The organism is Azospirillum sp. TSH100 (assembly GCF_004923295.1).
Lineage (GTDB): Bacteria > Pseudomonadota > Alphaproteobacteria > Azospirillales > Azospirillaceae > Azospirillum.
In genome coordinates, this window is record NZ_CP039637.1 from 500,608 (window position 1) to 512,173 (window position 11,566).

The following is an 11,566-nucleotide window of genomic DNA, read 5'->3' on the forward strand; positions in this document are numbered from 1 at the left end:
CAAGGCACGTTGTTTTTCAAAGGAAAGCCCCGGTCCTCTGATGAGGCCGGGGCTTTTCCCTGCCTTGCTCAAAGACTGGGCGTTACCCCTGCCGGACGCTGGTCAGGAAGCGCGCGACCTCGGTGCGCAGCGTATCGGCCTGCGTGGACAGCTGGCGGACGGTGTTCAGCACGTCGCCGGCGACGGCGCGGCTCTGGCCTGCGGCGCTGCTGACGCCGCCGATGCTGCCGGCGACCTCCTGCGTGCCCTGGGCGGCCTGTTGGACGTTCCGGCTGATCTCGCGGGTGGCGCTGCCCTGCTCCTCGACGGTGGCGGCGATCGAGGTCGCGGCCTCGTCGATCACCGCGATGATGCGGCTGATCTGCTGGATTTCCTGCACCGCCTCGCCGGTCGCCGCCTGGATGGCCGCCACCTGTCCGCTGATGTCCTCCGTCGCCTTGGCGGTCTGGGTGGCGAGCGCCTTAACCTCCTGCGCCACGACGGCGAAGCCCTTGCCGGCCTCGCCGGCGCGGGCGGCCTCGATCGTGGCGTTGAGCGCCAGCAGGTTGGTCTGGCTGGCGATGGAGTTGATCAGCTCCACCACCGCACCGATCCGCTCGACAGCCGCCGCCAGCCCCTCGACCTTGCCATTGGCGCGGCCCGCGACGGTCACCGCTTCGGTCGCGATGTGCGAGGATTCGGTGACGCGACGGCTGATCTCGTCGATCGAGCTGGACAGTTCCTCGGTCGCGGCGGCGACCGTCTGCACGTTGGCGGAGGTCTGTTCCGTCGCCTGGGCGACATCGGCGGCCAACTGGCCGGTGCGGTCGGCGACATTGGTCATTTCCTGGGCACGGTGCTGCAAGGCCTCCGTTTCCGTCGCGACGGAGTGGATGACGCCACCGACCGCCCTTTCGAAGCTGGCAGCCAGACGCAGCATCGCCTCGCGCTTTTCCGCCTCCGCCCGCTCCTTCAGTGCCTGTTGTTCGGCGGCAAGGCGGGCGTTCTCCGCCATATTGTCCTTGAACACCAGCAGGGCGTCGGCCATCGCGCCGATTTCGTCGCGGCGATTGCGCGCCGGAACCTCGGTGGCGAGGTCGCCGTCAGCCAGCCGCCGCATCGCCCCGGTCATGTCGGTGATCGGACGCGAGACCATCCGGTAGATCAGCAGTCCGAGCAGAACCACCAGAACGACGACCGTGCCGACGACCGACAGCGCCAGGGTGCGGCGGAAATCATGCAGTGGCGCCAGCACCTTGTCGCGGTCGACCGTGATGCCGACATACCAGCGGGCCGAGGTCAGGCCGCCGATCGGATAGAAGCTTACCAGCGGACCCGATCCATCGGCCGCCGTCGCCTTGCGGTCGAGCTGTCCAGGGTCGAGGCCCTCCAATTTCTTCAGCACCTTGGCGGAGTCCGGGTGGGCCAGCACGGTGCCGTCGGCATCCATCAGGAAGGCATAGCCTTCGCCGGCCAGTGCCAGCCCGCCAAGGAAGTCGTTGACACGCGACAGGTCCAGGTCGGCGCCGGCGACGCCGTCCAACCCATCCGTACCAGTCACCGGCCGGGCGATGGTGATGGTCAGCCGCCCGGTGGAGGCGCTGAGGTAGGGCTTGGTCAGCACCGTCCGCTTTTCGGCCGCGGCGCTCTCGTACCAGCCACGTTTGCGCGGATCGTAACCGTCCGGCATCCTGGTGGATGGTTCACGGAAGAACACGCCGTCGCGCCGGCCGAAATAGACGGGGGAGAAAACGTCCGTCAGCGCCTTGGCCCGCAGGTAGCGCTCCACACCCGCATCGGCGCCGCCCGTCCCGCTGCCGACCGCTCCACTGCCGACCGCTCCACTGCCGCTGGTCTGGATGGCTTCGCCCAGCGTATCCAGCAGTTTCTGCCGGCCGTCGAGCCATGTGGCGATGTTCACGGCGGCGGATTGTCCCGCCGACCGCATCTGGCTTTCGACGCCCTCAAGCAGCGTCCGTTCGGCGATGGACGCGCTGAACAGGGCGATCGCACCGGTGCCGCCCACCATCAGAAGCGATGCGGCGACCAGTATCTTGTAAACGAATTTCGTTCTTTTCCGGACGTTGCCGGACTGTCCAGTTGCCACGGACATACCCCCTGCGTGCCGCCGGTTTGCCGGTCGGCCCCCTCTCGTCCTGCTACGGCCCGGCCCGGCGCCGGTCCTTTGCCGGGAGGATTCTGGCGTGGGCCTGGTTAAATTTGAGTCTAGCCGGCTGGGGGGACGGACCGGACGGCGGAATGACATAGGACTTTGGTCGAAAGGGCGCCGGCAGGTTTGTCAGGCCGGTTCCGGTTCGTTGGCGAAGATCGCCTTCAGGTCGATCCGGGTGTCGGTCTTCGCCTCAAGGTCAAGCTGGCGTTCGACCTCGTCGAGATGCTCGATCATCAGGGCGGTCGCCTCGCCGGGGCGGTTGCCGATCAGGGCGGCGATCAGGCGGCGGTGATCGTCGGCGGAGCAGGTGTGCGAGGACCGCCGTTCAAATGCGGCGATGGCGAGGCTGGAGCGGTCGATCAGGTCGGCCAGGATGCCGGCCAGCGTCGCGTTGCCGGCGAACTCGGCCAGTAGAAGGTGGAACTGGCCGGACAGCCGGATCATCGCCTTGCGGTCGGCGGCGCGTTCGGCCGCATCCTCCAGCGCGCCATGGTCGCGCAACTTCTCCAGCATGTCGTCGGGCAGGGGGCGCGGCAGCCGTTCCAGCCGGTCCATGATCGCCCGTTCGATCACCCGCCGCGCCTCGAACACCTCGCGTGCCTCCTTCGGCGTCGGTTTGGCGACGAAGGCACCGCGATTGGGGATCAGCGTCACCACCCGCCGCTGCGCCAGCAGAAGCAGCACCTTGCGCACCCGTTCCCGGCTGACACCGAAGGCCTCCGCCAGGCTTTCCTCGGTCAGCTTGGTGCCGGGCGGCAGACGGCGGTCGGCGATCGCCTCCCCGATGCTGCGGACGATGCGTGCTTCGGCGCTGCTGCGGGAACCGGCACGGGGAAGAGGCGTGCGGCGGGCTGGCTTGGTGGCGGCGGTCATGGCTGATGGATTGCTTTTGTGGCTGTATGGAAACCGTACCGCGAATTGTGCACAAAGTGGGCCAGCGGCGAAACCGCAATCGGTGAAGCGGGATGGCCGGAAGCGCGGCGAAGAATTCTGCCTAAAACAGCGTCACTGGGGTGACTTGCTGCACAAATGCCGTTCTTTTATGCAGAAGAACCCCGAAAAGCCGGTTGATTTCTGCCATTCAGCGGCTGGCACGCGGAATGCAGAAGGCGAACCGGTCACAAACGACCGCACAGATTGTGCACAATTCTGGAGGCCATCCGATGACAGCAGGTTCGACGGTCGAGCTGGTGAAGCTGCGCAAGGCCTATGGCGGGACCGTGGCGGTGGATGGCATCGACCTGCGGATCGCGGCAGGGTCCTATTGCTGCCTGCTGGGGCCGAGCGGCTGTGGCAAGACCTCCACCCTGCGGATGATCGCCGGACACGAGGACATCACCGACGGCGACCTGCTGATCGGCGATGCGGTGGTGAACGACGATCCGCCGGCCAAGCGCGGCACGGCGATGATGTTCCAGAGCTACGCCCTGTTCCCCCACCTGGACTGCACCGACAATGTCGCCTTCAGCCTGAAGATGAAGGGGGTGGCGAAGGAGGAGCGGCGGCGCAGGGCGGCGGAGATGCTGGACCTCGTCGACATGGGCAAATATGCCGGGCGCCTGCCGTCGCAGCTGTCGGGCGGTCAGCAGCAGCGCGTGGCGCTGGCCCGGGCGCTGATCACCCGGCCGGGCGTGCTGCTGCTGGACGAGCCGCTGTCGGCGCTCGACCCCTTCCTGCGCGTGCGCATGCGGGAGGAGCTGAAGCGGCTGCACCGTGACATCGGCATCACCTTCATCCATGTCACCCACAGCCAGACCGAGGCTATGGCGCTGGCCGACCTTGCCGTGGTGATGAACCAGGGTCGGATCGAGCAGGCCGGGCCGCCGCGCGAGCTGTTCAACCAGCCGCGCACCGCCTTCGTCGCCCGCTTCATCGGCGGCCACAACGTCATCGAAGGCGGTGTGGTCGGCGATGCCGGCCGCTGTGCCGTGCGCGCCGACCGCATCCAGCTGGGCGGCGCCGACCTGCCGACCGAAATCCAGGTGGAGGGTACGGTGCGGTCGCTGGAGTATCACGGCGCCTCCGTCCATCTCAGCCTCGACGTTGCCGGTGCCGACGAGTTCGCCGTCGTGCTGGACGAGGCCCGCTATTTCGACGCGCCGGTCGGCGTGGGCGACCGTGTCCACGCCGGTTGGAGCCGCCGCGACGTCCACCCGCTGGTGGCGTGATCCTTTTCAAAAAGCCGCTCAAACAAGAACGCACATCCAAAAACAACACGACGAACAGACTGGAGGCTCAGCGATGACCGACACCCGTACTCCTTCCAAGTCCGCAATGCCGTCGACCGGCGTCAGCCGCCGCACTCTGCTGAAGGGCACCGCCGCCGTGGCGGGTGCCGCCGTCGGTTCGGGCGCCATCACCGGCTTCCCGACCATCTGGGCGCAGAACATCAAGAACGTCACCCTGCGCCAGTTCGGCACCGGCGTGTCGAACCTGAACGCCGTCGCCGACAAGGTAAAGGAGGATCTGGGCTTCACCCTGCAGATGACGGCGCTGGATTCCGACGCGGTGACCCAGCGCGCGGTGACGCAGCCGAAGTCCTACGACATTGCCGACATCGAATACTGGATCTGCAAGAAGGTCTTCCCGGCCGGCGTGATGCAGCCGATGGACGTGAAGAAGATCAAGAATTTCGACAAGATCGTTCCGATCTTCATCACCGGCAAGATGACGCCGGGCAGCGCCATCGCCCAGGGCACCGCGCCGCACACCGTCGGTTTCGTCGAGGGCAAGGACAGCACCAAGTTCGCCAAGTCGGCGACCCAGTGGATGACGCTGATCCCGACCATCTACAACGCCGACACGCTGGGCATCCGCCCCGATCTGGTCGGCCGGCCGATCAGCAGCTGGAAGGACCTGCTCGACCCCGCCTTCAAGGGCAAGGCGTCGCTGCTGAACATCCCGTCCATCGGCATCATGGACGCCGCCATGGTCTGCGAGGCGATGGGCGAGATCAAGTATGGCGACAAGGGCAACATGACCAAGGAGGAGATCGACAAGACCCTCAAGATCATGACCGACGCCAAGAAGGCCGGCCAGTTCCGCGCCTTCTGGAAGACCTTCGACGAGAGCGTCAACCTGATGTCGTCGGGCGAGGTCATCATCCAGTCGATGTGGTCGCCGGCCGTCGCCGCCGTGCGCGCCAAGGGCATCCAGTGCGTCTACCAGCCGCTGAAGGAGGGCTATCGCGCCTGGGGCGGCGGTCTCGGCATCGCCAAGCATTTGAGCGGGCTGGAGCTGGAAGCGGCCTATGAATACATCAACTGGTATCTGTCGGGCTGGGTCGGCGCCTATCTGAACCGCCAGGGCTATTACTCGGCCGTGCTCGACACCGCCAAGCAGCACATGTCGCCGGAGGAATGGGCCTTCTGGATGGAAGGCCAGCCGGCCAAGGCCGACATCCTCAGCCCCGAAGGCAAGGTGATGGAGAAGGCCGGCGCCGTGCGCGACGGCGGCTCGTTCCAGGACCGTATGGGCCGCGTCGCCTGCTGGAACGCGGTGATGGACGAGGACCGCTACATGGTCCGCAAGTGGAACGAGTTCATCGCTGCGTAACAGTTACAGTCCTCTTCGGGCCGACAGGAGTCCCCTCTCCCCCTTGGGGAGAGGGTTAGGGTGAGGGGGTCGCGCGTCGGCCCCTCACGAGAATCCAAGCCATGCATCCCCCTCACCCCGGCCCTCTCCCCGGGGGAAGAGGGGGATGAGCGCCGACGCAACCTCCAGCGCAGGACACCCGCCCATGACCCTGACCGCCGAAACGCCCCGACCGTCCGTCACGGCCGCCGCCGGCAGGGCGCGGCGTCCCCGCCTGTTGCCGCGCGTCGCCCCATACCTCCAGGCGGCACCACTGACCGTCACGCTGCTGCTGTTCCTGCTGGTGCCGATCCTGACCATCGTCGCGGTCAGTTTCTGGGATTACGACAGCGTGCGCATCTACCCCGACTTCGTGCTGACCAACTACACCGAGCTGCTGGCCTCGCCGGTCACCTGGAAGACCTATCTGAACACGCTGAAATACGCCGCACTCACCTGGGCGATCACGCTCGGGATCGGCTTCACGGTCGCCTATTTTCTGGCCTTCCATGTGCGGTCGACCACCTGGCAGATGGTGCTGTTCCTGGTCTGCACCATCCCGTTCTGGACCTCCAACATCATCCGCATGATCTCGTGGATCCCGTTCCTGGGGCGCAACGGGCTGCTGAATTCCGGCCTGATCTCCGCCGGGATCATCGACCAGCCGCTGGAGTTCCTGCTGTTCTCCGACTTCTCGGTGGTGCTGGCCTTCGTCCACCTCTATGCGCTGTTCATGGTGGTGCCGATCTTCAATTCGATGATGCGCATCGACCGCGCCCTGATCGAGGCGGCACGCGACGGCGGCGCCAATGCGGCGCAGACGCTGTGGAACGTCATCCTGCCGCTGACCAAGCCGGGCATCGCCATCGGCTCCATCTTCGTCGTCACGCTGGTGATGGGCGACTTCATCACCGTGCGGCTGATGAGCGGCGGGCAGAGCGCCTCCATCGGGCTGATGATCGCCAACGAGATCTCGCTGCTGCAATACCCGGCCGCCGCCGCCAATGCGGTGGTTCTTCTGGCTGTCGTCCTGATCATGGTGGTGGCGATGCTGCGCATCGTCGACATCCGGAAGGAGCTGTGAGTGATGAATTCGTCACGCCGGGGCCTGTCCTTCTATCTGCTGGGCGCCTTCTTCGCGCTGTTCGTGCTGTTCCTCTACGGCCCGACCGCCACCATCCTGATCCTGTCCTTCCAGGGTCCGGAGGGCGGGCTGACCTTCCCGATGAGCGGCGTCTCGCTGCACTGGTTCCGCAACCTGTTCGAGCAGCAGGCGGTCGGTGATTTCGGCGGCTCCTTCCGCCGCTCGATCGCGCTGGGGCTGATGGTGATGGTGCTGACCGTGCTGTTTTCGGTCCTGGCCGGCTTCGCCTTCCGCCGCCGCTTTCGCGGCAGCGGGGCGCTGTTCTACCTCGCCGTCGCCAGCCTGATCGTGCCGTCGATCCTGGTCAGCCTCGGCATCGGCCTGTTCTTCAACATCCTGGGGCTGGAGCCGTCCTGGTACAGCTCGGCGCTGGGCGCGCATCTGACCTGGACGCTGCCCTTCGGTCTGCTGATCGTCTTCGCCATCTTCAACCGCTTCAACCCGGCCTATGAGGAGGCGGCGCGCGACCTGGGTGCCACGCCGTGGCAGACGGTGCGCCATGTGGTGCTGCCGATCCTGCTGCCCAGCCTGATCGGCGTCGGGCTGTTCGGCTTCACCCTGTCCTATGACGAGTTCGCCCGCACGCTGATGACCGCCGGCAGCTTCAACACGCTGCCGCTGGAGATCTACGGCATGACCACCAACGTCACCACGCCGGTGCTCTATGCGCTGGGATCGCTGACGACGGTCTTCTCCTTCACCGTGATCGGCCTGTTCTTCCTGGGCCTGATCCTGCTGCGCCGCCACCGCCTGCGGCGAACCGGCGCCTGAGGACATTCAAGACATGCGCATTCTGGTCGTCAACCCGAACAGCACCGCCTCGATGACGGCGCGGATCGGCTCCGCCGCCCGTGCCGTCGCGGCTCCCGGCACCGAGATCGTCGCCACCAACCCGCCGACCGGCCCCGCCAGCATCGAGGGCTATTACGACGAAGCGCTGGCCGTTCCGGGCATGCTGGCAGTGATCGACCAGCATCAGCGCGAGAGCGTCATCGCCGGCACGGTGATCGCCTGCTTCGACGATGTCGGGCTCGACGCGGCGCGCAGCCTCGCCACCGCGCCGGTGGTCGGCATCTGCGAGGCGGCGATGCAGACCGCCGGGTTTCTGGGCGGCCGGTTCAGCGTGGTGACGACTCTGGCCCGCTCCATCCCCGCGCTGGAACGGCTGGCCCAGCGCTACGGCATGGCCGGGCGCTGCACCATCCGGGCGGCCGGAGTGCCTGTGCTGGCGCTGGAAGACCCGGCATCGGGGGCGGTCGACCGGGTGCGGGCGGAGATCCGCCGGGCGGTGGAACAGGATGGGGCGGAAACCATCGTGCTGGGCTGCGCCGGCATGGCCGATCTCGCCCGGTCCTTGAGCGATGAGATGGGCCTGCCCGTGGTGGACGGCGTCACCGCCGCCGTGAAGCTGGTGGAGGGGTTGGCCGCCCTTGGGCTGCGGACCAGCAAGGTCGGCGGCTATGCGCCGCCGCTGCCCAAGGCGCGCTGACCCCTCCGCCCTTTTACAGCCTTTGCGGGTCCGGGAACTCCGGCGTCGCCAATCCCGAAAGTCCGGTTTGGACGGAGATTGCTCCGCCCGCCGATCCACCCAAGATCCGGCGTGCCGCGTCGGCGCATTGGCTGCGCAGCTCCGGTACCGCGGTCATTTCCCAGAAGGGGGCCTTGGCGACCGGGCCGAAGGCGAGCAGGCGCGGGGACGGGGTGCCGTCGGCGGCGATCACCGCTCCGCCTTCCGTCACGTCCAGTCCGAGCCGCAACTCGTCCGGCCGGGCGAGGCCGCGGTCGAGCAGCGAGCGCACCAGCGGGTGGCGTATGCGGGTGTAGTCGCAGTTGGTGCCGGTGGCGTTGATCAGCGCGCCGGCCGTCAGCACCCGGTCCGCTCCGCCGCCGCGTTCGGTGACAGTCAGCTCCAGCCCACCGACGGTGAGGCCCGCGTCCTTCAGGCGGCCGGGCAGGATGCTCAGTTGCCCGCTGGCGCGCACGGCGGCGATGCGGTCGGCGACCTGCGGCGCCATGCGGTGGCGATGCACCTCCCAGAAGGGGCGGGCGTGGCGCAGGAAGCGGCGGCGCTCCTCCATCGGCAGATGCGCCCAGATGCGGTGGTGGTGCGGCCGCAGCGCGTCGAAGGCCGACCGCCAGTCATAGCCGGCCGCCGCCGCCCGCCGGGCATCGGCCTTCAGGGCGATCAGCACGTCCAGCACCGTGCTGGGCAGCACGTCCGGATGCAGGAACGAGGTGTAGGGCCGCGTCTCCTCATGGCGCAGCGGCAGCAGGCCGCGGCGCGACACCGCGGTGATCGGCCCGCGATGGCCCTGGTCGAGCAGCGAGAGGACCGTGTCCACCATGGTCAGGCCGGTGCCGAGGATGGCGACGGCGGCATCGCGGTCGATCCCGCCGATGGCTGCGGCATCCCAGGGGTCGCCGATGAAGCGGTCCGACGCGAAGGCCTCGTCCGCCGTGGGGGAGGCCAGACAGGGCGGGGAGGGCGGGAAATTGCCGATGCAGAGGGCGGCGGTGTCGGCGCTGACCACCCGGCCGTCGCCAAGCCGCACATGCACCGCCGGCCGGCTGCCCGACGGGGCTTCGGTGCGGACATCCACCGCCTCGCCGCGGATCACGTTCAGCCGGGCATGGGCGGGGGCTTCCGCCTGCGCCTCCGCCAGGACGTCCTGGATATAGGCGCCGTACAGCGCGCGGGATGCGAAGGCATGGCCGCTCGGCGGCATCGGCTGTTCCGGCGTCGGCCCCTCCGCCCGGCTCCACAGCCAACGCAGGAAATGGCGCGGGTCGTCGGGATAGGCGCTCATGTTGTAGGCGCGGACGTTCAGCACATGCGCGCCGTTGGGGGTGGAATAGGCGACGCCGGTGCCCGGCCGGTGCCCGTATTCGATCAGATGGACCACCAGCGGCGCCTGGGCACCGCGCAGCAGATGGGCGGCCAGCAGGCTGCCGGTGAAGCCGGCGCCGACGATGGCGATCTGGCGGGGCTGGGTGAAGGCTTCGGGCGGGGTGGCGCCAGGGGGATGGAAGTGAGGCGTTGCAGGCATCGAAGTCCGTCCTTCCGTGAGTCATTCCGGAAAAGGTCGGCCGTTGGCGTCTGTTCCCCTAACCCCTCCGGCGATGGCAGAGGGCGGGTAATCGCGTCGGCCGTGTGTCTGCTCGGTCCGCTTCGTTCTGCCCTGAATATCACAGCGTACAGGACGCGCGCCATCGGCCGAAGGGCAAACACTATTCCAAAAGTAGGGATTTGCCGATTTTTTACGCAATCCGGATCGCATCATCGCTGTCGCCAAGCCGGCGCCGATGTGGCACATGCGGTTGTGCGCCATTGCTGAAGCGCGCCGCCGCATGACCGATCAGGAGCCCGCCTCGCCATGTCCAAGCCGACCATGCCGCCCGTCTCCCACGCTTCCGCTTCTGACCGGCTGGAGGCGGCGCTTTCCCGGATCGCCGATCCGGCGCGGCAAGGCACTCTCGTCTTCACGGATGTCTATGCGGAGGAGGCTCGCGCCGCTGCCCTCGCCAGCGACCGTCGCGCGGCGGCCGGCCGGACGCTGGGGCCGCTCGACGGGCGGGTCGTCTCGGTCAAGGGGCTGTTCGACGTCGCGGGCGAAACCACCGCGGCCGGTTCCGCCATCCTGCGCAGGCGGCCGGCCGCGACCCGCGACGCCCGTGCGGTGGCGCGGCTGCGCGCCGCGGGGGCGGTGATCGTCGGCCGGACCCACATGACGGAATTCGCCTTTTCCGCCGTCGGAATCAATCCCCATTCCGGCAATCCCGGAAATCCGCATGACCGCTCGCGGGTGCCGGGCGGATCCTCTTCCGGGGCGGTGATTTCGGTGGTCGATGGCATGGCGGAGATCGCGCTGGGCAGCGACACCGGCGGGTCGTTGCGCATCCCGGCGGCGCTGTCCGGTGCCGTGGGCTTCAAGCCGTCCGCCGGGCGGTTCCCGGCTGAGGGTGCCTTCCCGCTGTCGCCGACACTCGACGTGATCGGGCCGATTGCCGCCAGCGTCGCCGATGCGGCACTGCTGGACAGCGTTCTTTCCGACGAAGACCCGGCGCCGCTGGCCCCGCTGCCGCTTGCCGGGCAGTCCTTCCTCGTGCCGCGCGGGCGGCTGTTCGACGGGGTGGAACCGGTGGTCGCCATGGCCTTCGAGGCGGCGCTGGAGCGGCTGCGCGCGGCCGGGGCGCACATCGTCGACGGCTCCATCGAGACGGAACTGGACGCGCAGGCGGAACTGGACCGGATCGGCGTCTTCACCGCCATCGAACTGGCGGCCACCCTGGCCGATCTCGGCGTTACGGCGCTGGACGGCATCGACCCGAAGACCCGCGCGCGGATCGAGGCCGGCGGCAAGGCGCCCGCTGCCGACTATGTCCGCATGCAGCGCCGCCGGGCTGATCTGATCCGGCTGATGGACGAGCGGCTGACCCGCCATCCGGTCCTGCTGCTGCCGACCGTGCCGATGACGGCACCCGCCATCGCCGATGTGTTGGACGACGCCACCTTCCACCGCGTCAATCTGGCCCTGCTGCGCAATACCCGCGTCGCCAACCTGTTCGACCTGCCGGCCATTTCCCTGCCGGTTCCCACCGATGGGCTGCCGGTCGGCCTGATGGCGATGGGGCGGCGCGGCAGCGACCGCAGCCTGTTCGGCATCGCCGCCGGGCTGGAGGCGGCACTGCGGGGATGA

9 protein-coding genes are annotated in these 11,566 nt (G+C 68.1%); 6 read left to right on the plus strand and 3 right to left on the minus strand.

Annotated features, from left to right (window positions below; translation table 11 throughout):
* Window positions 1-82: 82 nt before the first annotated feature.
* Both E6C72_RS23795 and E6C72_RS23800 read right to left on the minus strand, forming a co-directional pair.
* Window positions 83-2,086 carry a methyl-accepting chemotaxis protein gene (locus tag E6C72_RS23795; protein WP_158280109.1) on the minus strand — a complete coding sequence of 668 codons (2,004 nt, stop codon included), beginning with the start codon at window positions 2,084-2,086 and terminating at the stop codon, window positions 83-85.
* Window positions 2,087-2,278: 192 nt separating this feature from the next.
* A complete protein-coding gene (locus E6C72_RS23800) occupies window positions 2,279-3,025 on the minus strand; it encodes a GntR family transcriptional regulator (RefSeq protein WP_109084163.1) in 747 nt (248 codons plus the stop codon).
* A gap of 290 nt (window positions 3,026-3,315) precedes the next feature.
* On the opposite strand from E6C72_RS23800, the gene E6C72_RS23805 reads away from it, so the two are divergent.
* The 5 genes from E6C72_RS23805 to E6C72_RS23825 all read left to right on the plus strand — a co-directional run bounded on the left by E6C72_RS23805 (window position 3,316) and on the right by E6C72_RS23825 (window position 8,358).
* Window positions 3,316-4,320 (plus strand): ABC transporter ATP-binding protein, encoded by a 1,005-nt coding sequence (locus tag E6C72_RS23805; RefSeq protein WP_109084162.1) that lies wholly within the window; start codon window positions 3,316-3,318, stop codon window positions 4,318-4,320.
* Window positions 4,321-4,393: 73 nt separating this feature from the next.
* Complete coding sequence (locus tag E6C72_RS23810) at window positions 4,394-5,707, plus strand: PotD/PotF family extracellular solute-binding protein (RefSeq protein WP_109084161.1); 1,314 nt, start codon at window positions 4,394-4,396, stop codon at window positions 5,705-5,707.
* A 184-nt stretch (window positions 5,708-5,891) separates the two neighbouring features.
* Window positions 5,892-6,809 carry an ABC transporter permease gene (locus E6C72_RS23815; protein ID WP_109084160.1) on the plus strand — a complete coding sequence of 306 codons (918 nt, stop codon included), beginning with the start codon at window positions 5,892-5,894 and terminating at the stop codon, window positions 6,807-6,809.
* A gap of 3 nt (window positions 6,810-6,812) precedes the next feature.
* On the plus strand, window positions 6,813-7,640 hold the full coding sequence (locus E6C72_RS23820) for an ABC transporter permease (RefSeq protein WP_109084159.1): 828 nt from the start codon (window positions 6,813-6,815) through the stop codon (window positions 7,638-7,640).
* Between the two features lie 13 nt (window positions 7,641-7,653).
* Window positions 7,654-8,358 (plus strand): aspartate/glutamate racemase family protein, encoded by a 705-nt coding sequence (locus E6C72_RS23825; protein ID WP_109084158.1) that lies wholly within the window; start codon window positions 7,654-7,656, stop codon window positions 8,356-8,358.
* Window positions 8,359-8,371: 13 nt separating this feature from the next.
* On the opposite strand, the gene E6C72_RS23830 is transcribed toward E6C72_RS23825, so the two are convergent.
* Window positions 8,372-9,916 (minus strand): FAD/NAD(P)-binding protein, encoded by a 1,545-nt coding sequence (locus tag E6C72_RS23830; protein WP_109084157.1) that lies wholly within the window; start codon window positions 9,914-9,916, stop codon window positions 8,372-8,374.
* A gap of 327 nt (window positions 9,917-10,243) precedes the next feature.
* On the opposite strand from E6C72_RS23830, the gene E6C72_RS23835 reads away from it, so the two are divergent.
* Complete coding sequence (locus tag E6C72_RS23835; protein ID WP_247875471.1) at window positions 10,244-11,566, plus strand: amidase; 1,323 nt, start codon at window positions 10,244-10,246, stop codon at window positions 11,564-11,566.